The 23536-nt window shown below is 34.5% G+C and carries 19 protein-coding genes and 2 tRNA genes; 12 read left to right on the top strand and 9 right to left on the bottom strand.

All coding sequences use genetic code 11. The annotated features are described in order from the left end of the window. Window positions 1-8: 8 nt before the first annotated feature. The gene (locus AC23MC_RS15270) at window positions 9-821 is read right to left on the bottom strand and encodes a T9SS type A sorting domain-containing protein (RefSeq protein WP_487569211.1); all 813 of its coding nucleotides are present in this window, start codon (window positions 819-821) and stop codon (window positions 9-11) included. A 91-nt stretch (window positions 822-912) separates the two neighbouring features. Here AC23MC_RS15270 and AC23MC_RS15265 point away from each other — a divergent pair, with 91 nt between their 5' ends. From AC23MC_RS15265 to clpX, 4 genes are all read left to right on the top strand, one after another. Continuing rightward, the gene (locus tag AC23MC_RS15265) at window positions 913-1260 is read left to right on the top strand and encodes a phage holin family protein (protein ID WP_487569210.1); all 348 of its coding nucleotides are present in this window, start codon (window positions 913-915) and stop codon (window positions 1258-1260) included. Between the two features lie 92 nt (window positions 1261-1352). Further along, window positions 1353-2678, top strand: a complete 1326-nt coding sequence (tig, locus tag AC23MC_RS15260; RefSeq protein WP_487569209.1) for a trigger factor — start codon at window positions 1353-1355, stop codon at window positions 2676-2678. Between the two features lie 95 nt (window positions 2679-2773). Next, window positions 2774-3433 carry an ATP-dependent Clp endopeptidase proteolytic subunit ClpP gene (gene clpP / locus AC23MC_RS15255; protein ID WP_487569208.1) on the top strand — a complete coding sequence of 220 codons (660 nt, stop codon included), beginning with the start codon at window positions 2774-2776 and terminating at the stop codon, window positions 3431-3433. Window positions 3434-3490: 57 nt separating this feature from the next. Then, complete coding sequence (gene clpX, locus AC23MC_RS15250; protein WP_291092215.1) at window positions 3491-4723, top strand: ATP-dependent Clp protease ATP-binding subunit ClpX; 1233 nt, start codon at window positions 3491-3493, stop codon at window positions 4721-4723. A gap of 19 nt (window positions 4724-4742) precedes the next feature. On the opposite strand, the gene AC23MC_RS15245 is transcribed toward clpX, so the two are convergent. After that, window positions 4743-4904, bottom strand: a complete 162-nt coding sequence (locus tag AC23MC_RS15245; RefSeq protein ID WP_487569207.1) for a hypothetical protein — start codon at window positions 4902-4904, stop codon at window positions 4743-4745. Window position 4905: 1 nt separating this feature from the next. After that, window positions 4906-6432: a GH3 auxin-responsive promoter family protein gene (locus AC23MC_RS15240; RefSeq protein ID WP_487569206.1), complete on the bottom strand. Its 1527-nt coding sequence runs from the start codon at window positions 6430-6432 to the stop codon at window positions 4906-4908. A gap of 126 nt (window positions 6433-6558) precedes the next feature. Here AC23MC_RS15240 and AC23MC_RS15235 point away from each other — a divergent pair, with 126 nt between their 5' ends. The 4 genes from AC23MC_RS15235 to AC23MC_RS15220 all read left to right on the top strand — a co-directional run bounded on the left by AC23MC_RS15235 (window position 6559) and on the right by AC23MC_RS15220 (window position 9908). Beyond that, window positions 6559-7353 carry a DUF2797 domain-containing protein gene (locus AC23MC_RS15235; RefSeq protein ID WP_487569205.1) on the top strand — a complete coding sequence of 265 codons (795 nt, stop codon included), beginning with the start codon at window positions 6559-6561 and terminating at the stop codon, window positions 7351-7353. A gap of 132 nt (window positions 7354-7485) precedes the next feature. After that, a complete protein-coding gene (locus AC23MC_RS15230; RefSeq protein WP_487569204.1) occupies window positions 7486-8055 on the top strand; it encodes a YceI family protein in 570 nt (189 codons plus the stop codon). A gap of 31 nt (window positions 8056-8086) precedes the next feature. Next, on the top strand, window positions 8087-9373 hold the full coding sequence (locus tag AC23MC_RS15225) for a hypothetical protein (RefSeq protein ID WP_487569203.1): 1287 nt from the start codon (window positions 8087-8089) through the stop codon (window positions 9371-9373). A 10-nt stretch (window positions 9374-9383) separates the two neighbouring features. After that, window positions 9384-9908: a hypothetical protein gene (locus AC23MC_RS15220; protein ID WP_487569202.1), complete on the top strand. Its 525-nt coding sequence runs from the start codon at window positions 9384-9386 to the stop codon at window positions 9906-9908. A gap of 63 nt (window positions 9909-9971) precedes the next feature. Here AC23MC_RS15220 and AC23MC_RS15215 read toward each other — a convergent pair whose 3' ends face one another. The 3 genes from AC23MC_RS15215 to sppA all read right to left on the bottom strand — a co-directional run bounded on the left by AC23MC_RS15215 (window position 9972) and on the right by sppA (window position 15278). Continuing rightward, window positions 9972-12581 (bottom strand): AsmA family protein, encoded by a 2610-nt coding sequence (locus AC23MC_RS15215; RefSeq protein WP_487569201.1) that lies wholly within the window; start codon window positions 12579-12581, stop codon window positions 9972-9974. Between the two features lie 141 nt (window positions 12582-12722). Next, a complete protein-coding gene (locus AC23MC_RS15210) occupies window positions 12723-13412 on the bottom strand; it encodes a queuosine precursor transporter (protein ID WP_487569200.1) in 690 nt (229 codons plus the stop codon). A gap of 96 nt (window positions 13413-13508) precedes the next feature. Further along, window positions 13509-15278, bottom strand: coding sequence for a signal peptide peptidase SppA (sppA, locus tag AC23MC_RS15205; protein ID WP_487569199.1), 1770 nt, complete (start codon window positions 15276-15278; stop codon window positions 13509-13511). A 159-nt stretch (window positions 15279-15437) separates the two neighbouring features. Here sppA and folK point away from each other — a divergent pair, with 159 nt between their 5' ends. After that, on the top strand, window positions 15438-16574 hold the full coding sequence (gene folK / locus AC23MC_RS15200) for a 2-amino-4-hydroxy-6-hydroxymethyldihydropteridine diphosphokinase (protein WP_487569198.1): 1137 nt from the start codon (window positions 15438-15440) through the stop codon (window positions 16572-16574). Between the two features lies 1 nt (window position 16575). Here the strand turns inward: folK and AC23MC_RS15195 are convergent, their stop codons facing one another. Both AC23MC_RS15195 and AC23MC_RS15190 read right to left on the bottom strand, forming a co-directional pair. Continuing rightward, a complete protein-coding gene (locus AC23MC_RS15195; protein ID WP_487569197.1) occupies window positions 16576-18711 on the bottom strand; it encodes an Ig-like domain-containing protein in 2136 nt (711 codons plus the stop codon). Window positions 18712-18756: 45 nt separating this feature from the next. Beyond that, a complete protein-coding gene (locus AC23MC_RS15190; RefSeq protein WP_487569196.1) occupies window positions 18757-19299 on the bottom strand; it encodes an RNA methyltransferase in 543 nt (180 codons plus the stop codon). Window positions 19300-19482: 183 nt separating this feature from the next. Between AC23MC_RS15190 and mutS the strand changes: the two genes are divergently transcribed. After that, window positions 19483-22050 carry a DNA mismatch repair protein MutS gene (gene mutS, locus AC23MC_RS15185; protein ID WP_487569224.1) on the top strand — a complete coding sequence of 856 codons (2568 nt, stop codon included), beginning with the start codon at window positions 19483-19485 and terminating at the stop codon, window positions 22048-22050. A gap of 16 nt (window positions 22051-22066) precedes the next feature. Here the strand turns inward: mutS and AC23MC_RS15180 are convergent, their stop codons facing one another. Continuing rightward, complete coding sequence (locus AC23MC_RS15180; RefSeq protein WP_487569195.1) at window positions 22067-22711, bottom strand: GLPGLI family protein; 645 nt, start codon at window positions 22709-22711, stop codon at window positions 22067-22069. A gap of 210 nt (window positions 22712-22921) precedes the next feature. Here AC23MC_RS15180 and AC23MC_RS15175 point away from each other — a divergent pair. Together AC23MC_RS15175 and AC23MC_RS15170 are read left to right on the top strand one after the other, a co-directional pair. Next, window positions 22922-22994: transfer RNA gene (locus AC23MC_RS15175), tRNA-Gly, on the top strand. Window positions 22995-23030: 36 nt separating this feature from the next. Further along, window positions 23031-23116, top strand: a tRNA-Leu gene (locus AC23MC_RS15170). Window positions 23117-23536: the final 420 nt, after the last annotated feature.

Here is a 23536-nt window from a genome sequence, read left to right as displayed (position 1 = left end):
AATAATTCTTAGTTTTTGATAAACTTTTTAACAGCTTTTCCAGCTTCAGTATCAATACTCATGAAGTAAACACCAGAATTTAAATCACTAACATTAATTTGAATGTTTGAATTTGTGTTTGCATCAATTGTTCTAATAGTTCTTCCGTTAAGATCTGTAATAGAAACGCTAGTTATAACATTGCTACCTGAGTTTGTTAGTGTAATAGTATCTTTAGCTGGATTTGGAGAAGTAGCGAAGTTAGAAGATAATACATCTCTAATGCCAAGTGTTCCATCTACAAGTACATCATCCACCGAAAGCGAGTCGGCATCATTAGCAGAATATAGGAATCTTACTTGTACTGTTGCTTGACCAACATAAGGAGTTAAATCTAACGAAATTGCTAATGTTTCATAATCTTCATAAACACCATAATCTTCTTCAACCCATAAATCAGTCCAATCTGTACCATTTGTGCTTACTTGAAATAAAAGGTCACCTCCTGGAAACGGGTCAACCATATATTCATAGCCAACTCTAGCATTAAAAGAAACTGTGGCATCGGAATAACCAACCAAACTGAATACTGGACTAGTTAAATGAGCCTCATTATCTTGTGCAATCCATCCAATAATAGCGGATCTATTTCCAGTAATTGTAAAAACTTCTTGAGTTTCTACAAGATAATCTGTAGTAAGTCCCCATGGTCTACTTGGTACTAGCGTTGCAGTTGTCCAACCAGTTGGAGGAAATGTTTCTTCTTCAAAGTCTTGTGTAAGAATTTGAGCAGAACCAATAACTGAAGCCAATAAAGAAAAAGAAAGTAATAATTTTTTCATGTTAGTTTAAATAAAAGTTAATGAATTACAAATTTAATTAAAAATGTTGTTTTTTACTTTTTTTTTGTAATTTTAATAAAAATTTAGCTTTATGGGTTTACTTCTTCGAATTCTTATCACTGCTGCATTAGTAATGTTAATCTCAAATTTTTTACCGGGAGTAACGGTTGAAAGTTATCTTCAATCAATTTATGTAGCCATTATTTTGGGCTTACTCAACTTATTTATTAAGCCGATAATTATTTTGTTTACATTGCCGGTAACAATCCTAACTTTGGGACTTTTTCTGCTAGTAATCAATGCGTTTATTGTTTTATTATGTAGCAATATTGTTGGTGGCTTTCATGTAGAATCATTTTGGACAGCATTATTTTTCAGTATTATTTTATCGATATTTCAATCGGTTGTTTATAAATTAACTGCGGGAGAAGATAAATAACAACTCTGAATTGTTAAAATTCAAGTTATTACTGTTGGTTGGGTGGCGAAAAATTTGTACTTTTGCCACCCAATTTTAGTATATAAATAGACATGAATATCACAAGAACAAATGTGGACGCTTTGAATGCGGTGGTTACCGTGGCGGTTTCCAAAAATGATTATGCTTCTAAAGTAGAAAAAGTATTGGCCGATTACCGAAAAAACGCTTCGATTCCTGGATTTAGAAAAGGAGCTGTGCCAATGAGTTTAATCCAAAAACAATACGGAAAAGCAGTTTTGTTGGAAGAAGTAAACAAAGTTTTACAAGAAAATTTAAACAACTATTTAGTTGAAGAAAAATTAGATATTTTAGGAAATCCGCTTCCAAAAGTAACCCAAGATTTTGATTGGGATAAGGAAGATTTTACTTTCGATTTCGAATTAGGTTTGGCACCGGAATTTACAGTTGATTTATCGGCAAAAAACAACATCACCAGTTATACAATTGTAGCCGATGATAAAATGTTGAATGATCAAGTGGAGAGAATCCAAAAACAATACGGAAAATTAATTTCAAAAGACACTGTTGAAGAAGGCGACGATTTGAATGTAACATTTACAAACGAAGCAAACGGAATCAACAATACAACTTCAATTTCTTTGGATGTTGTTAAAGATAAAAAAGCAGCCAAAAAATTCATTGGTAAAAAAGTAGGTGATGTAGTAGAAATTGGAACCAAAGGTTTATTTGACGATGACCATAAATTAATGGATTATTTAAAAGTAGATCACGATTTAGTGCATGGTTTGGATATTGAAGTTTCGGCAAAAATTGAAGGAATTACAACCAGCGAAAAAGCAGAATTAAATCAAGAATTATTTGATAAATTGTTCGGAGAAGGAAATGTAACTTCGGTTGATGGTGTAAAAGCCAAAATCAAAGAAGATGCTGAAAAACAATTCGTTCAACAAGCCGATCAAAAGTTTTTAAATGATGTAACTGAATTTTTATTAGAAAGCACAAAATTTGATTTACCATCAGAATTTTTAATTAAATGGTTACAAAATTCAGGAGAAAAGCAATTGACAGAAGAAGAAGCAAGAGAAGAATTTGCGAAATCAGAAAGAGGTCTTCGTTACCAATTGATTGAAGGTAAGATAATGACAGAGAATAACTTACAAATCACTTTTGAAGATTTAAAAGCGTTTACGTCAGAATTAATCAAAAAACAAATGGCTCAATTTGGTCAAATGAATCCTACGCAGGAAGACATTGACGGAATCGTAGCCCGCGTACTTTCTAACCAAGATGAAGTTAGAAGATTATCAGAACAAGTGATGAGTGAGAAAATGATAGCGTTGTTTAAAGAGAAAGTAAAAGCAAAGTCAAAAGAAGTTTCCTACGAACAGTTCGTTAAAGAAATGTACGGAGAATAAGTATTTTCAAAAAAAGTAGTATATTTGGGCGTCGAATGTCAATTTGACGCTCTTTTACGTTTAAAAGAGCAAACAAAAATTAGCCTATTTTAAAGATGAACTTCGGAAAAGAATTTAAAAAATTTGCTACAAAACACCATGGTGTTAACAGCATGTACTACGATAAAATTGTAAGCGGAATGACCCCTTACATCATTGAAGAACGTCAAATGAATGTTTCACAACTAGACGTTTTTTCTCGTTTGATGATGGACAGAATTATTTTCTTGGGAACAGGAGTGGATGATTATGTAGCCAATATTATTCAAGCACAATTATTATTTTTAGAAAGTGTTGATGCTTCTAAAGATATTCAAATTTACATCAATTCACCCGGTGGAAGCGTGTATGCAGGATTGGGAATTTACGACACAATGCAATACGTAAAGCCTGATGTGGCCACAATCTGTACAGGTATGGCCGCTTCTATGGGAGCTGTTTTATTATGTGCCGGAGCAGAAGGAAAACGTTCTGCGTTACCGCATTCAAGAGTGATGATTCACCAGCCATCGGGCGGAGCTCAAGGAGTTGCAACCGATATGGAAATCAACTTGAAAGAAATGTTGAAATTGAAAAATGAACTGTACGAAATCATTGCCAACCATTCCGGTCAAACCATCGAAAAAGTGTACCAAGATTCGGAACGCGATTATTGGATGATTGCCGATGAAGCAAAAGAATACGGGATGATTGATGAAGTGTTAAGAAGAAAATAGTTGTAGGAAATCGTTTTTTACCAATTACCTTAAACCTATAACCCATTACCATAAATTATGGCCAAAGAAATGTTGGAATGTTCTTTCTGTGGAAGAAAGAAACCCGAAACAAATTTGTTAATAGCCGGAATCGATGCTCACATTTGTGATAAATGTATCGATCAGGCACACGGCATTGTTTTAGAAGAACTAAAGCAAAGCAAACACTCTCATGGATTGGGCGATTTGGTACTTAAAAAACCGAAAGAAATCCGTGCGTTTTTAGATCAATATGTAATTGGTCAAGACCAAACCAAAAAGGTAATGTCTGTTGCAGTTTATAACCATTACAAGCGATTGATGCAAAAAAATCATGATGATGAAGTTGAAATTGAAAAAAGCAACATCATTATGGTAGGTCAAACCGGAACAGGAAAAACGTTAGTTGCCAAAACCATTGCCAAAATGTTAGGTGTGCCTCTCACAATTGTTGATGCAACAGTTTTAACCGAAGCAGGTTATGTTGGTGAAGACGTGGAAAGCATTTTAACCCGTTTATTACAAGTAGCCGATTATGATGTAGCAAAAGCCGAAAGAGGAATCGTTTTTATTGATGAAATTGATAAAATTGCCCGTAAAAGCGATAATCCATCCATCACTAGAGACGTTTCTGGTGAAGGAGTTCAGCAAGCATTATTGAAATTATTAGAGGGAACTGTAGTGAATGTTCCACCAAAAGGAGGAAGAAAACATCCTGATCAAAAATTTATTGAAGTAAATACACAAAATATCCTTTTTATTGCAGGCGGAGCTTTTGATGGAATCGAACGAATTATTTCAAAACGATTAAATCGTCAAGCGGTAGGTTATAGTGCTTCGGCTAATTTGGATCAAATCGATAAGGATAATCTGATGCAATACATCATTCCAAAAGACATCAAAGATTTTGGATTAATTCCCGAAATTATTGGTCGTTTACCGGTTTTATCCTATATGAATCCATTAGACAGAGAAACATTACGAGCAATTCTTACCGAACCTAAAAATGCCTTGATTAAGCAATACAAAAAATTGTTTGAAATGGACGACGTTGCCTTTTCAATTTCAGAAGAGGCGTTGGATTATATCGTAGATAAAGCATTAGAATATAAATTAGGTGCTCGTGGATTGCGTTCATTGTGCGAAGCCATTCTAACCGATGCCATGTATGATTTACCAAGTTCAGATGAAAAAGTATTACACATCGAAAAAAGCTATGCAGAACACACGTTGAACAAAAACATGTTACAACGATTAAAAGCTGTTTCTTAGAATTACTTACTATATTAAATTATACTAATCCTGAAGTTCTTGCTTCAGGATTTTTTATAGGATTAATGTTGTAATTTTCCTTTTCAATATTAATGTCACATCCTCTTGGTCCACAACCGAGTCTTCTTGGTCCGCATGAGTAGAAGGTGATTAAAAGTAGAAGTAAAAGTATTTTTTTCATATTACACTGGTTCCGCAAACTGCATTCGTAATAATTGCTCCAAATAAGTTCGCTCATTTGATAACCTCGGAATTTTATGCTGTCCGCCCAATTTATCGCGTTCTTTCAACCAGTCATAAAACAAATTCGTTCGGGCAACATTTATTACCAATGGATTTAAGGTCATGTTATTACGTCTTTTTGCTTCATAATCAGAATTGAGTGATTGCAAAGTTTCGTCTAAAATCTTTCTGAAATAGTTAATGTTTTCAGGCGATTTTTTAAATTCAATCATCCACTCATGAGCTCCTTTTTCTTTGCCATCCATAAAAACAGGTGCAACAGTGTAGTCAATTACTTCTGAGTCTGTTTCATGACAAGCTTTGGCAATGGCTTGGTCAGTATTTTCAACAATTAATTCTTCACCAAAAACATTGATAAAATGTTTCGTCCTTCCGGTAACTCTAATCCGATACGGATTTAAAGAGGTAAACCGAACCGTGTCGCCAATCATGTATCGCCATAAACCGGAATTGGTAGTAATTACAACGGCATAGTTTTTAAATAATTCTACTTCCGCCAAACGAACAATTTTTTGCTCCGGAGTGCCAAAGGTATCCATCGGAATAAATTCATAAAAAATTCCGTAATCCAACATCAACAACAATTCGTTGGAGTTATTCAAATCCTGAATGGCAAAAAAACCTTCGGAAGCATTGTATATTTCGTAATATTTAAAATCAGTGCTAGGAAAAAGTTTTTTATATTGTTCACGATACGGATCAAAACTTACACCGCCATGAAAATAGACTTCGGCATTTGGCCAAATTTCAAATAAGTTAGATTTTCCGGTTTCTTCCAACACTTTATTTAGCAAAACCAACATCCAAGAAGGAACGCCTGCCAAACTGGTTACATCTTCATAAATTGTTTCCTGAACAATAGCCATTAACTTCACCTCCCAATCGCCCATAAGCGAAACGCGGTTGCTGGGTGTAGAGCTAAATTCGGCCCAAATTGGCATGTTATCAATCAAAATAGCGGATAAATCGCCAAAAAAAGTATTATTATCTTCGTATAATTCTTTACTTCCGCCAAGGCGAAGACTTTTTCCAACAAACAATTGCGAATCTTCATTGTTGTTTAAATACAAACTCAATAAATCTTTACTGGCTTTATAATGACAATTTTCTAAAGCTTCATTACTCACAGGAATAAACTTGCTTTTTGCATTCGTTGTTCCGCTCGATTTGGCAAACCACTTAATGGTTGTTGGCCAAAAAATATTCTGCATTCCTTTACGAGTTTGTTCGATCAATGGCTCTAAATCTTCATAGGTTGAAACCGTAACCCGCTCTGAAAAAGTTTGATAATTTTTGATGGAATGAAAATCGTACTGCCTGCCAATAACTGTGTTTTCCGATGTTCTTAGTAACGAAAGGAGTAATTCCTCCTGCACTTCATTCGGGTATTTCATAAACAATTCAATTTGATGAATCCGTTTTTTTAAGATCCAGGTAGCAATTGAATTGATGATGGGTAGTGGCATTTTTTTCTATTTAAATAAGTTGAAGAATGTTTTGAAATTTGAAAATACAAAACCTAACTTTACAACTTCATCAAAAATAATAATTTTTAGTGAACGTAGGACTTTAATTATCAAACTTTCTTTTTCATGACATACGAAGGCGTTCTAACGAAAATGCAAACCGAAATAGGTAATCCAATTCAATATTATTTGGTGTTTGAAAATAGTTTTTTAAACCTCAATCAATTGTTAGACAAAGAAATGGAAATTACATTTCAAGGTTATCAATGTTTGAATTGTGGCAAGAAAAAGAAAATTTTCCGTCAAGGTTTTTGTTATGATTGTTTTATGTCGAGTCCTGCTGTGGGCGATTGGATCATGAAACCAGAGTTAAGCACGGCTCATTTAGACATTGAAGACCGTGATTTGGTGTATGAAAAAAAAGTGCAATTGCAACCGCATGTTTTGTATTTGGCACTTTCGAGCGAAGTAAAAATTGGCGTAACCAGAGGAACACAAGTGCCTACTCGCTGGATAGATCAAGGAGCTTCACAAGCCATTTCAATTGTGGAAGTTCCAAATCGCTATTTAGCCGGAATTGCCGAAGTTGCCTTGAAAAATCAATATGTTGACAAAACAAATTGGCAAAAAATGCTTAAAAATGAAATTCTTCAAGTTGATTTAATTCAAGAAAGGCTTAAAGCTGGAACTTATTTGCCGGAAGATGTTAAAGAATATTTCTCAGATCAACATCCAAGTATAGTTGAACTGCACTATCCCGTAGTAGCTTATCCTAAAAAAGTAACGAGTCTAAGTTTAGATAAAATTCCAAACTTTAAAGGAAAACTTTCAGGTGTAAAAGGTCAGTATTTACTCTTTCAAGACGGAACCGTTTTTAATATCAGAACCTTTGAAGGCTATGTTGTTAAAATTCAAATCTAGTTGTTAACTATTACGATTTCGAACACTAATTCTTTAAGTTAGATGTAATATTCTTAATAAAGACTGACATTCGTCATGTTTTTTACGCTTATTTGGGCGGAAATTTGTCTCATAATTCAAAACCTCACAATTATGAAACGATTATTCAACCTAGAAAAAGGAATTTTGCTATTGTTTTTCATAGCAACTTCTACCTTCGGTTTCGCTCAAAAAACACTTACACTTGATGCAAAACCACAATTAAAAATTTCCGGAACGTCAAGTTTGCACGATTGGGACATGGTTTCAGACAAAGCTACCGGCAAATTGGTGGCAAATGTTGACGGAAACAAATTAGCAGCAATTACTTCTCTTGTAGTAGAAATGCCAGCCGAAAGCATTAAAAGTGGTAAAGGCGGAATGGACAAAAATGCCTACAAAGCATTAAAAACGAATCAATTTAAAACTGTAAAATTTGATTTAAAATCATCAACTAAAAATGCTGATGGAACATGGAACTTTACCGGAACTTTCTCCATTGCCGGAGCAACCAAATCGGTAACGCTAAAAATCAAAGAAACTACAATAGGAGGTCAATCTGTTTTTGAAGGAAGTTATTCTTTTAAATTGACCGACTACAAAATCACACCACCAACCGCTTTAATGGGAACCGTTAAAACCGGTGATGATGTTAAAATAAGTTTTACACTAAAATTTAAATAAATCTAAATTCAACCTCTTAATTAATTAAAAAATGAGAAATCTATTTACACTTGCTCTTGTATTGATAAGTACATTAGCTATAGCACAAAAACAACAGTATCAATTAGACAATTGGCGGCCTTATGATAAAACTGGATTATCCATGTTTGAGGCTCCAAAAGACACAACATCTACGTTTGAAAACGTGAAAGTAAGAATTGGCGGAGCATTTGCTTTGCAATACCAAGCATTAGATCATGAAAATAATGCTGATGTAGTTTTAAATGCAAATAATGTTAATACCAATCAGTTGGTAGATCTTGGTAACAACTTTAACTTAGCAACAGCCAATTTAGATATTGATGTGGCTTTGTATGATGGTGTAAACCTTCACTTAAGAACCTATCTTTCTTCTCGTCACCACCCGGAACCTTATGTAAAAGGTGGATACATCCAAATTGATAAATTAGACTTTATCAGCAAAGGATTTATGGCAGAAACAATGAAAAATCTTACCATCAAAATTGGTCACATGGAAAACAATTATGGTGATGCTCATTTTAGAAGATCAGATAATGCCTTAGCTATTTATAATCCATTTGTGGGGAACTATATCATGGATGCTTTTACCACAGAAGTTGGTGCAGAACTTTATTACCGCAAAAATGGTTGGATATCTATGCTTGGAGCTACCAATGGTAAATTAAACCAAACAACTAATGCTCCTGGTGTAACAAGTCCATCTGTAATGGCTAAAATCGGTTATGATAAACAGTTGAACACCGATTTACGTTTCAGATTAACAGGCTCTTTATACAACACTGCTCAATCTGCAAGAACATATCTTTATGGAGGAGACCGTGCAGGATCTAGATATTACTTTGTAATGGAAAACACATTGGCAACATCTTCTGCAAATTATTCTTCAGGTTTAATTACACCTGGGTTTACAAATGAGTTAACAGCGATTATGATTAATCCATTCGTTAAATACAAAGGATTAGAGTTCTTTGGTATGGTTGAAAAAGTAAGCGGAAAAACAAAAGCTGAAGTAGACGAGAGAGATTTTACTCAATTGGGAGCAGAGTTAATCTACCGTTTCGGTAAAAATGAAAACCTTTATGTGGCCGGCCGATACAACAACGTAACTGGAGAAACTGCAGCCAGCGAAGATGTAGACGTGACTCGTTTCAATATTGGAGGTGGTTGGTTTATGACTAAAAATATTTTGGTTAAATTTGAATATGTTAATCAAAAGTATGATGGATATGCAAAAACAAATATCTTAAACGAAGGTAAGTTTAACGGATTTGTTGCCGAGGCTGTCATTGCTTTCTAAAACAAACAATATGCGTGTTTTTGGTCTCATATTAGTTGTAACAGCAGCACTGTTTTCAACACCTAAAGATTATCTGTTGGTCAGTACAAAACAGTTCACTGTTCAAGGTACTACTTCAATTGGAGGTTTTGAATGTAACTACGATATGAATGCTAAAGACACGCTGTTTTTTAATCAACCTAATAAAACAAATAAAATCTCGCAAAGTGTTCCGGTCAAAAGTTTTGGATGTGGTAATTTTATTCTAAACAATGATTTTAGAAAAACATTAAAAGAAAAAGAATTTCCAAACGTTAGAATTGAACTTTCAAATTTTAAAAAGAGTGCCGAAAATTACAGTTGCGATTTAACATTGAACTTGGTTGGAAAACAAAAAATCTACAAAAATCTCCCTTTGAAATATAATAAAAATCGTTTAGTTGGAAATATAACATTACAGTTCAGCGATTTCAATCTAACTCCTCCTAGTAAAATTGGAGGTATGATAAAAATTAAAGAAGAAATTAAATTGTCTGTTAGTTTACAAACAGAATAGTAGAGTTAGTTATTTAGTTTAAAAAGAACCCCAAATTGCACGTTTCAATTTGGGGTTGCTTTTTTATTCTTTTTTCTTTTTGTTGCCAAACAAGTTGTTTAAGCCCTCTTTCACTTTGTCTTTCACAACTTCTTCGGTTTTGGTTTTCACCTCTTCTTTGGTTGCCGGAGTTGTGGTTTTTGCGGTGTCTTTAGGGTTTTTTGTTTGATTTAACAAATTGCCTAAAGCAGAAGTTCCTTGGTTTACTAATTTCTCTTTTTGTTGTGCAACCAATTGATTAACCAAAGCGGTTGTGGCTTGTTTCATGTCGGTTGAAATGGTTGGTTTTGAAAAATTTCCACCCAACACAGCAGTTACCGGAATGTTTTTAATTTTTGCCGCATCTGCAGGAGATAATTTGGCTATTAAATTGTTTGCTTCTTTTCCTAAATATTTAGCCGGCACATCAAATTTTACATTATAATTCATCGATTGATCAAAACCATGCGAGCCACCAACATTCAACGTGATGTCTTGGTATTTGATGTCAAAAGGTTTCACGTTTACTTTTCCGTTTTCAAACGATAAACTTGTTTTTAAATCATTCAAATTCACTTTTTTCAAATCAATAAAATTAATTTGATTATCTAACGCACTCAGCAAAGTTGAGTTGGAAGCATTCACCGTTGTAGAAAGTAACTGCCCAACCAAATCTCCTGTTAATGATTTTAAATCCGGTGTCATTTCTTTCGCATCCAAATTACCTGAAAGTTTTATAGTAGAATTCAATTTTCCATTGATGATGTTAGCAATTGGAGCAATGCTTTTCATCATATCCAACTGTGTAAAAGTTTCACTAATGTTTACAGAACTTAAATCCAAATTCATTGCAAATGTTGGCACTTTTGTTTTTGTAGAAACATTTCCGTTTACACCAATCATACCACCAAAAATGTTTGTTTTCACATTTTCTAAGGTAACTCGTTCATCTTTTACAATTAACTTTCCGGAAACATCTTTCAACGTTAAATTATCATACAAAACCGTATTGGCTTTTGCGTTTAACGTAACATCTAAAAAAGCAGGAATCTTCATGGCTTCGCTTGGTTTCTGACCTTCTTTGGTTGGTTCTTCCGTTGTCATGAAATCATTCACAGCCAATTGATTAGAACTCATGTTGAAATTTCCTTTCAAATTCTGATCGTTAAACAAATAACCATAGAAATTTTCTAAAACACCATTCACATTAATGTCACTTTTTCCGGTTTGTGCTGCAAATTTCTGTAAGTTTAACGTACTTGGATTAAACTGAACAATCGCTTCGCTAATGTTCATTCCTTTACCGTTTTCATCCACATATTTAAATCCGGTAACACTTACCAATCCTGCATTTTGAATGTTTTGGTATTGCTCTTTTTCCACCGATTGCATATCAAATTTTGTCGTTACATCGGCCTTTAAAATTCCAGAAAGCGGTGTGTCTAACTTAATTGGATAGGCTTTGCTGAGATTTCCTAAATTAATTGTTCCTTTCAAAGCCGCATCAACCAGAGGATTTTCAGAAACATTTCTAATATTTGCTTTCGCATTAAAAACGTCTTGGTCAATTTTAAACGACAAATTATCGATGTTCACGTACGTGTCGTTCATCAAACCGGTTTCGTTTTTAATTTTTGTATCAATTACGATGTTTTCCACTTTTTTAGGTAAGTCGGGAAACTTAAATGATGCATTATTAGAAGCAATTTCCAAATTAAACTTCGGAATCGTTGTCTCAGAATACAATCCTTTTGCAAAACCGGAAACTTTAAAATCGCCTGTAGTTTGAATTTTATCTAAATCACCTTTATATGCCGACGGAACCAAACCTAAAAAGTTTTTAAACGATGAGGTTGGGGTGTTAAACGTTAAATCATATTGTTGTCCGGCTTCCACCAATTGAATAAATCCGGCAAATTTTAAAGGCAATTTGTTAATCAACGCTTCATTATCTTTAAACTCATATTTGCTGTTTTCCAAATCAATTCCCAAAACCGCATCCAACGTTAAAGAAACGTCTTTCATATAGTTGGTTTTATCCATATCCAAACTCATCATGGCGGTTGTTTCAGTATCTAAATCTAGTTTAGAAGCGGCAAAATTTCCGGTTCCGGTGTGATTAATTTTATCAACAACCATCTTGATTTTTGAACTTTCATCCAAAAAAGTAAATTTCAAATTTTCAATCGAATAACTCTGAATATTCATCGCAAAAGGCTTGCTGTCCGAAGGTTTTTCTTCTTTGTCATCTTTCATAGCAATATCAAAATTGCCAATTCCGTCTTTGTTAAAAATGATGTTCACAATGCCATCCACACTCGAAAACGACTCCAATTCCATCGCTTCGCCATCCGATTTAAACAATTCTTTCACCGACATTTTCAGGTTCAATTCGCCTGAATAAAACAGCGTATCGCCTTCAAACGGAGCTTTGTTAATAATGCTCAGCTTGTCAATAGTCACATTCGCACGCGGAAAACTCTTAAACAAACTCAAACTCACATCTTCAAACGCCACATTGGCATCCACATTTTCGTTAATCGATTTCAACACTAATGCCTTGATTTTGTCTTTAAACAAAAACGGTGCAGCAGCCAAAGCAATAATGACTACCAACAAAAAAATACCTAAACCTTTTAAAATTTTCTTAATCATAATTTTACATTTATTTATATGGAGCGAATCTATAGTTGTGTTTGGTTCCGTAATTCCTGCCCTCCTTTCTAGTCTCGTTTTTCAAACGAGAGCTAACCAGTCGGTCAGGGCTAGACGGGTTTCCATTTTCGTTTTCAGCGGTTAGTCCAAACTTAGCTCTTCGCCACGAGCAAGGTTAAATCGCTTTTGAAAATAGTACACCGCAGCATACAAAACGGGTGTGTCTAGAATGGCTATCAGCACTTTAAACAAAAAACCGCTCAGTAATAATCCGGGAAACAAATCCCAACTCAATATTTTAAAACTACATAGCAAAAATAATACCGCAAATGTATCAACAAATTGTGAGGTAAAAGTAGAAAAGTTATTTCGCACCCAAAGCATTTTTCCTTTGGTCACTTTTTTCCAAAAATGAAAGATATAAATATCAATGTATTGTGCTGCCAAATAAGCAACCATCGATGCCAAAACCGCCAACGCAGTTTGTCCAAACACTTTAGAAAACAAAACATCATCAACCGGAGAATTTTCTATCGCGGGAGCAGCATTGGCAATATAAATAATTAATAGAGAAAACACTGAGGCAAAAATTCCCGTGGTTACCACTTGATTGGCCATTTTCTTCCCGTAAACTTCCGAGATAATATCGGTAACTAAAAACGTAATCGGATAGGGCAAGATTCCCACCGAAATTTCAAATGTGTAAATTCCGAAAAAATCCCAATAAAAAAATTTCTGAAAAATTAAATTCGACACCACCAACGAAGCAATGAATATAGCTCCCAGCGTGAAATAAATTTTATAGGCTAACAATTTATCTTTTGTTTCCAATCTTTTTTTAACAAAAATAATAAATTAGCAAGGAAACAGTTGTTAACGAAAATAAAAAACCTGACAGTTTTTAGTTGCTGTCAGGTTTATGTTTTTTTATTTTATTTTCAACTCAAAAGGCATTAAAGTCTGAATGCCGGTTCGAGCGGTTGCTCTTTTTACTTGTTGTAATGTTTGATACGCTTCTTCGCCAATTTCTTCTTTAATCATGGCTTCTTTTGATTTTGCAAACGGAATGCCGTTTTGGTCTCCTAAGAATTGCATGAACGTTTTATCAAATTCAGGATAGTTTTCGGTTTTATATTTTTTAATTTTTGCCAATTTAGCAGCTTCGCTTAATGCTACATCTAAACCACCTAATTTATCTACTAAACCAATTTCTAGTGCTTCGGTTCCGGTCCAAACTCTTCCTTGTGCTATCGCATCTACTTGTTCAAAAGTCATTTTTCTTCCTGTAGCAACGCGATTCACAAAAACGGTATAAATGTTTTCAACAGATTCGGTAGTTACTTCTTTAAATTTCTCATCAATCGGTTTAAAAGGACTGTAGCCAATTGCATGATCGTGCGTTTTTACTTGAGACGTGCTAATTCCGATTTTCTTAGACAATTCGGTCATATTCGGCAACACACCAAACACACCAATCGAACCGGTAATTGTGTTGGGTTCTGCAATAATTTTATCTGCATTACAAGCAATATAATAACCGCCTGATGCAGCTAAATTACCCATAGAAACCACAACTGGTTTCACTTTTTTGGTTAATTCAATTTCTCTCCAAATTAATTCCGATGTCAAAGCACTTCCGCCTGGGCTATCAACACGAATCACTATTGCTTTTACTTTTTCATCTTTTCTGGCTTCTTGTAATGAGGTTCTCATGGCACCTTCGCCAATCACATTTACATCGCCATCGCCACCCATGATTTCACCTTGAGCATAAATAATGGCAATTTTGTCTTTCGAATCTATTTTTTGAGGCGTTTTTGATACGTTTTTAGCATAATCCATAATCGATATCCACTCGTAATCCTCATCTTGTTTAACTTTCAACGCTTTTTTAATTCCGTCGTGGTATTGATCTTCGTAACCAATTTTGTCAATTAGCTTTTTAGATTTTGCCATTTCAGGAGTTCTAGCCGATAATTTATTAGCAATGCTGTTTAATGAATCTACCGAAATATTTCTGCTTTTAGAAATATCGCTTACAATTGAACTCCAAGCTGAGTTTAACAAAGCAGTCATTTGTTCTCTGTTTGCTTCGCTCATTTCGTTTTCCAAAAACGGTTCAACCGCACTTTTGTATTTTCCATGACGAATTACTTCCATTTTAACACCTGTTTTTTCCTGAATATCTTTAAAAAACATGATTTCGGAAGCAAGACCTTTAAAATCCATTTCGCCCACAGGATTCATATAAATCGTGTCGGCAACCGAGTTGATATAGTATTCACCTTGCGTAAAATAATCCGCATAGGAAACAATGAATTTCCCAGATTTTTTAAAGTCAATCAATTTGTCTCTCAAGGCTTTTGACTGAGCTAACCCTAAACTACTGTTGCTGTTTAAAATAGAAATCCCTTTGATTTTATCATCTGTTTTAGCATTTTCAACAGCGTTTAACACATCAATTAAACCAACCGATGCTTCTTCATTTAAAATAGTTACCCAAGGATCGGTGAATTTTCCGGTATAATCTAATGATACATTTTCCATATCTAAAACCAATACAGAATTAGATTCTACTTTTGCAACATCAGAACCGCTTCCGGCAATTGCTCCAACAATCATTAAGCCAAAAAATAATATCATAAAGAATACAAATAATCCTATGATGGTGGCTAATACATTTCCTAAAAATTTCATTTTATACTTATTTAATTGAATATTGTTTTCCTAATTAGTAGTGTTTCATTGCATTATGTTACACTTTGTGTTCAAAGAAATTCATAATTATAGAAACTTATTAACATGGTTGGCAAAGATACTTTATTTCTGAAATAGTTTTAGTTATTTTGCTCTACCATGAATAATCAAAGCCAAGTCATTTTATCGTTAGGAAGCAATTTAGGTAACCGTTTGGAAAACATCCAATTGGCTATCATTTCTATTCACCAAACAATTGCCACCGTAGTAAAAGTTTCTTCGTTGTATGAAACACCTTCGTGGGGTTTTGATAGTGATTCGTTCTATAATTGTGCATTAGTTTTGCAAACGTCAAAAGGAGCAGAACAAATTTTAGACGAAGTTTTACAACTCGAAACCAAATTAGGCAGAGTTCGAAATAATGAACAAGGTTATCAGCCGAGAATAATCGATATTGATGTAATTACTTATAACGAAGAAATTATCAACACCGAAAAATTACAAGTTCCGCATCCACACATGCAAAACAGAAAGTTTGTGTTGATGCCTATGCGTGATTTGAATTTAGATTGGCGTCATCCTATTTTACAAAAATATTTGCCGGAATTAGTTGCTTTGGCAGAAGACAAAAGCAATTGCAAAGTGGTTCAAAAATTAGAAGCTCCATTGGAGAAAATAAATCTTCAACAGTATAATTACATTGCCATTGAAGGAAATATTGGTGCCGGAAAAACCACTTTATCATCCAAAATTGCAGAAGATTTTAATGCCAAATTAGTTTTAGAACGTTTTGCAGACAATCCTTTTTTGCCTAAATTTTATGAAGATCAAAGTCGGTATGCTTTTCCGTTGGAAATGTCTTTTTTGGCCGACAGATACCAACAATTATCGGATGATTTAGCTCAATTTGATTTGTTTAAAGATTTCATTGTAGCCGATTATCATATTTTTAAATCTTTAATTTTTGCTAAAGTAACCTTGGCAGAAGATGAGTTCAGATTATATAAAACCATGTTTGACATCATCCACAAAGAAATGCCAAAACCTGATTTATATGTTTATTTATATCAAAATACAGAGCAACTTTTAGAAAATATTAAGAAAAGAGGTAGAAGTTATGAGATGCAAATTCCTGCAGAATATTTAGAAAAAATCAATCAAGGTTATTTGGATTTCATCAAAACACAAACCAATTTAAATGTATTGATTATCGATGTTTCCGATAAAAATTTTGTAAACAATCAGGAAGATTATATTTTTATTTTAGAAGAAATAGAGAAAAAAATAGCCGGATAAATTACCTTTTTAATGAAAAATGTCCTTTTCGTTCCTCTGTAGCATTGTCAATTTTCAAAACATACCAATAATCATCTGCAGGTAGATTTTCACCTTCAAAAGTTCCGTTCCAAAAAGGATTAGATGGTGTAATTTGCTTGATTAGTTTTCCGTAACGGTTAAATATTGAGATGGAAGAGTTTGGATAAAATTCCATTCCATTCAAATAAAAAACATCGTTTTGACCATCGCCATTAGGAGTAAAAAAGGGAGGAACCAAAAGCACAACAAAGTTTTCCTCGTCGGAATAATCACAATTGTTGATTTTCTCCCGAACATAAGCTGTGTATAATCCGCCTTCGCCAACAGTAAACAAATTTGAATCTTGGTAAGTAAATCCATCAATAGAAAATTCATATTCACCATTTCCGGAAGTAATAATTTCAACAGAAGTATCATTTACAACAACTGATTCAATGACAGGAATATCATATTGAACTATAGTGAAGTTTTTTGTTTTAGAACAATTTCCTGCAGCCAACGAAGTTATTACAACCGAATAATTAGCATTGTTATTCACTTGAATCGATTGCGAAGTTTCTCCGGTTGACCAAAGATACGTGGCGTTTGAAACATCGGCATTCAACGTAATAACTGTTCCTTCACAAAGAGTAACCGTTTCGTCTTCCACATCTGGCAAATCGTACACTAAAACATTTACTGGAATTCTGTTTCCAGACGAACATCCGTTATTAAAGGCTTCAGCATAAAACGTAGTATCTTCTGAAAGAATTGGAGTGGTAAACGTATTTCCAGAACCTAAACTAGTTCCGCCCGTTTCAGAACTATACCAATTTATTAATCCGGCAGTCGCAGATGCAGTTAAAACAGTTGAGTTTTCTCCGCAAACCGGATTAGGGGCAACAACAGTAACCACAGGAATTTGATTAATTGTAGCGGTTACGGCAGTTCTTGTTCCGGCTGTACAACCAATTTCATATGCATCGATATAGTAAGTTGTTGACTCAGTTAAATTGGGTGTTGTAAAACTGTTTCCGGTTGCCAATGGTGTTCCTCCGGTTTGTGTTGCATACCATTTTATGTTACCGGCTGAAGCACTTGCGGTTAACGTGACAGAACCATCTCCACATCTTGATTGTGCAACAGAAGAGATAATACTCGGAATTGTAATCGTCGTACTCGTAGAAATCTGCAAAACCGGATCTCCAGGCATTCCGCCATATTCTACAATATAACCTTTCGGTTGATAGTTGCCACTACTATCGCCGGTATTTGATAAATCGTTCCAGGAGCCTGGAATTCCGACACCCGGAGCGGTTACGTGTGCATAATTTTCGTTGCCTAAATTATTTGGTTCACCATTATTCCAATTGGCATAACTTGGAGTAGATCCATTTATTCCACCATTCCAAAAAATCATTCCGTTTTCTGGTCCAGTCATCCATTTCCACATGCCTTCAATTTCTTCATCACTACCACCAATCCATCCAGCTCCGGCCGCTTGTTCTCCCGAAAGTTGAGCTTCGTCTGCCGCGGTAATGGTTGCTAAATAGCCTTGCAAACCGTAATAGGTTCGACCCGCTGCAGCAGTTCTAGCATTGGACCATGTGATTCCAAGATCGGAAACATATTCATAATAATGACCGTTTGAAGGAAGATAATTGGCTTGCCCAACCGTAATAGAAAAAGTTCTTACTCCGGAAGGATTAAGAGAAGAATTAATAAACACAACATCTTCAATGGCAGCAATCAAATTAACATAAGTTGGTTGAGCAGAAATTCCTGTAAGTGTAAGTTTACCAGTCAATGCATCCCAACTTGTGGCAATGGTTGGATGAGTTCCGGTTAAAGTTAATATATCCTGACCATTAACATATCCCGATGAAATTTGAATGTAAATTGCGTCAATTCCAGTATCATCTGGATCGGTAATCGTCATGTTAGTCACAATTTTCATCTGCGAACCCGGACAATAAATTTGATTTCCGGTTGCCACTAAAATGGGAGCATCATTTAAAAGAGTAGGTTTTTTTTCTGTTTGATTTGATGATAAATCGGTATTCATCAAAGTAGAAAAGTAACCAAAGAATAAAAATAAAACGATAAAAGTGTAGCGTAGCATTGAAAATTCGTTCATTTTGTAAAACTAAGAAATTGAGAGCAAAAATTGAGTAAACAAATGCTAATTTCCTTCTAAAATATTAAGTTTTTTGAACAAATCCCAAACCACAATGCCGGCACTAACAGAAACATTTAGTGAATGTTTTGTTCCCAATTGCGGAATTTCAATCACACCATGACATTTTTCAATGGCTTGTTGCGAAACGCCTTTTACTTCGTTACCAAAAATCAAAGCGTATTTTTTGTCTTTTTCAACTTCAAAATAATTCAACATAATCGAATTTTCTACTTGTTCGATAGCAAAAACGGAGATTTCTTTCGCTTTCAATTGATCAATCACCGTCAAAACTTCTTTTTGATATTCCCAAGCTACAGTATCTGTTGCTCCTAAAGCCGTTTTGTGAATTTCCTTGTTGGGAGGAGTAGCTGTAATGCCACACAAATATATTTTTTCAATCAAAAAAGCATCCGAAGTTCTAAAAACCGAACCAATATTATGTAAACTTCTAATGTCATCTAAAATAATGATGATTGGTGTTTTTTGAGCTTCTTTAAACTCATCAATATTTTTACGTTCCAGCTCAGAATTAGCTAATTTTCTCATCTTGCAAAAATATGCAATGAATTTGAATTTTTATATTTGATATTGCAATTGATTTTTGAAATTGTCATTGCAATTGATTTTTGCCATTGAAACTTTATTTCCGTATTTTTGAAACCAAACCTAAAACCGAACCCATTGTCAGCCAAAGCTACCGTCGTCAAAGAACCGAAAGAAACGCCTTTAATGAAGCAATACAACGATATCAAGCGGAAGTATCCCGATGCTTGTTTGTTGTTTCGTGTAGGGGATTTTTATGAAACGTTTGGCGAAGATGCCGTTCGGGCTTCACAAATATTAGGCATTGTTTTAACCAAAAGAGGTGCAGGTTCTGAAACCGAAACTGCCTTAGCGGGTTTTCCACATCATTCGTTAAACACGTATTTGCCAAAATTAGTCAAAGCCGGACTTCGAGTGGCGATTTGCGATCAATTGGAAGATCCAAAAATGACTAAAACTATCGTGAAGCGTGGTGTGACCGAATTAGTTACTCCAGGCGTTTCAATGAATGATGAGGTTTTGCAGTCAAAATCAAATAATTTTTTAGCTTCAGTTTATTTTGGTAAGAAGCAAATTGGCGTTTCATTTTTAGATGTTTCCACAGGCGAATTTTTGACTTCACAAGGAAATGAAGAATATATTGACAAATTGTTACAAAATTTTAGTCCGAGTGAAATTTTAGTAACCAAAAATCATAAACAACATTTTAGAGAAGTTTTTGGCGAAGATTATCACACTTTTTTTCTGGAAGATTGGGTGTATAACGAAGATTACGGTAATGAAGTATTGACCAAACATTTTCAAACCAATTCACTTAAAGGATTTGGAATTGAAGAAATGCAAGAAGGAATCGTCGCTTCGGGTGCAGTTTTGTATTATTTATCGGAAACACAACATAATAAAATTCAGCACATTACGTCCATTCAACGTATTGCAGAAGATGCTTATGTGTGGATGGATCGATTTACGATTCGAAATTTAGAATTGTATCACAGCACCAATCCTAACGCGGTCACGTTATTGGATGTGATTGATAGAACGCTTTCGCCAATGGGTTCACGATTGCTGAAACGCTGGTTGGCTTTGCCTTTGAAAGATGCGGCTAAAATTCAATCTCGTCACGAAGTGGTGACATTTTTAAAGGATAATTCGGAAGTTTTACAGAAAATTCAATACCAAATTAAGCAAATATCAGATTTGGAACGGTTGATTTCCAAAGTCGCAACCGGAAAAGTTTCTCCTCGTGAAGTGATGAACCTTTGTCATTCGTTGGATGCCATTATTCCAATCAAAACATTGGCTTTGGCAAGTGCAAATGAATCGTTGAAAGCGATTGGCGATAGTTTGCACGCTTGTGATTTATTGCGTGAAAAAATCAAAACGACGTTAAATCACGATGCACCGGTTTCCATTAACAAAGGAAATGCGATTGCAAAAGGAATTCATCCGGACTTAGATGAATTAAGAGCGATTTCAACTTCAGGAAAAGAATATTTGGAAGGAATTGAGCTCAGAGAATCGCAAAAAACCGGAATTACTTCATTGAAAATTTCGTTTAATAATGTTTTTGGATATTATATTGAAGTCAGAAATACGCATAAAGATAAAGTGCCAACGGAATGGATTAGAAAGCAAACTTTAGTGAATGCCGAGCGATACATTACCGAAGAATTAAAAGAATATGAAACCAAAATTTTAGGAGCAGAAGACAAAATTCATCAATTGGAATCGCAATTATTTGAACAATTGGTGATTTGGATTGGCACTTACATCAAACCCGTTCAGTTAAATGCGGCTTTGGTTGCTCAGTTGGATTGTTTGAATTCGTTTACGCAATTGGCGATTGAAAATAAATATGTTCGACCAATTTTAGATGATTCGTATGAATTAGAAATCACAAACGGTCGTCATCCTGTGATTGAAAAACAATTGCCGGTTGGCGTTCCCTATATTGCGAATGATGTTTTTTTGGATAGGGATTCTCAACAAATTATTATGATAACCGGACCGAATATGTCGGGTAAATCGGCTATTTTGCGACAAACAGCGTTAATTGTACTCTTGGCTCAAATGGGAAGTTTTGTTCCGGCAGAAGCAGTGCGAATGGGCGTAGTGGATAAAATATTTACCAGAGTAGGAGCCAGCGATAATATTTCGATGGGTGAATCGACTTTTATGGTTGAGATGAATGAAACGGCTTCGATTTTGAATAATATTTCTGAACGAAGTTTGGTTTTATTAGATGAAATCGGGCGAGGAACCAGCACGTATGACGGAATTTCGATTGCGTGGGCAATCGCCGAATATTTGCACGAACATCCTAACCGACCAAAAACATTGTTTGCCACACATTATCACGAATTAAACGAGATGGAAGTCACATTTGACCGTATTCAGAATTTTAATGTTTCGGTAAAAGAACTGAAAGACACCGTTCTTTTTATCCGAAAATTAGTGAAAGGCGGCACCGAACACAGTTTTGGTATTCACGTAGCTAAAATGGCGGGAATGCCACAAACCGTAATTCAAAAAGCACAAAAGATTCTAAAGAAGTTAGAAAAAAATCATTCGAGTGAAGAATTATCAGGAATAAAATCTTCGAAGGATGAATTGCAACTCAGTTTTTTTAATTTGGATGATCCTTTGTTGGAAGAGATCAAAGAAGAAATTCTAAACTTAGACATAAACACCTTAACTCCAGTTGAAGCTTTAATGAAATTGAATGAAATTAAACGAATGTTGACGAAGAAGTAGTTAGAATTTAAATCAGTTATTTTATGAAATCGATTTTAGTTATTAAATTTTCATCATAATTATAATTGATAAATTTACAAACAAAAAAATCTTTAATACCAAGTTCAAGAATGAATCCAGGAAGACCTCCATATTCGAATGGGCCATCATTTACTGTGATCTCATCACAATACCAGGCATAATAAGAAAAAGTATAACCTTCTGTAGTATGAAAAGCAGTTGCCTTTCTGCATAAAAAGCCTTCTATTGTTTTTGTTTCATTTATAAGAGTCCAATTTATCTCTGGGAATTTTTCTTTTTTATAAATTTCTTCACCATTAATAATCCAAAATTTTTCATAGAAACCATTTTTTAAATCTTTCACACATTTGGCTTTTGAAAAAGATATATTAGAATCTATTGTTTCATAATGAAAGTTGTTACTTGGGTAATATCCTTTTAAGGTGTCAACTCTTGTGCCTTTTGGATTTGTTAATACTATTTCTGATTTAGAATTGGAAAAAATATATTTATAGATATCTACTTCTTTTGATTTATCATTTAAAACATCATCATCTCCAACTCCTTTAAATTTTTGAACTGTATAATTTCCAGTAAGTGTTTGGGCGTTAAGGCAGAAAGTAAATAAGTTAATTAGGCAGAAATAAAATATTTTTAACATGTGCATAGATATAATAATTACATTTTGACAAATTTAAGCAATATAGTTTTTAGTTTTCAAAATAAAAATATTTTGTATGCTATTAATTATCAGTAGGTTTGTTTTAGAAGTAATTTTTTTTGCAAAAAACGCTTGTAAAAGTAAATATTTATAGTACATTTGCATCCGCATTGGTAAACAAGTAGTGCTGTTCTTTTAAAAAACCTGTACGCGAAAATAGCTCAGTTGGTAGAGCGCCACCTTGCCAAGGTGGAGGTCGCGGGTTCGAATCCCGTTTTTCGCTCTTCTACCTTATAGTGCAAGCGTCTGCTAGCATCAGGCTCGAGTGGTGGAATTGGTAGACACGCTGGACTTAAAATCCAGTGGGCAGTAATGCCCGTGCGGGTTCAAGTCCCGCCTTGAGTACAAAAGCTTCATTTGTTTTTACAAGTGGAGCTTTTTTTATGGGTTTAATTTTGCCACAAAGAAAAAAAGGCAGAAAGTTTTGGATTACTTATTTGAGGGAGGGCTGCCCGCTTTGGCGGGAGATTTCTATTTCGACTTTGTCATCTTGCGAAATGACAAGATTGTGGAAGTTTATACTAATAACTGTGATTGATGTCTGTGACTGAAGACTAAAATGATGAGATCCTTCCTTCGTCAGGATGACAAGATTGTGTGAGAGGCAGATTCTGAAAACTGCGACTGCGACTGAAAACTCTACTTTTTAATAATTATTTTCCTTTGAAATGATTTGATGCACTGAACCCGCGTATTCTATGATGAATTACAACAAAAAGTTTAATTATTTAACTTGCAAATTTATAGATGTCGATATAAGGTGTT

The sequence above is a fragment of the Flavobacterium sp. T50_26 genome, from assembly GCF_057652995.1.
Note: the sequence above shows the minus strand (reverse complement) of the source record. Positions and strands in the feature narration are given on the sequence as shown.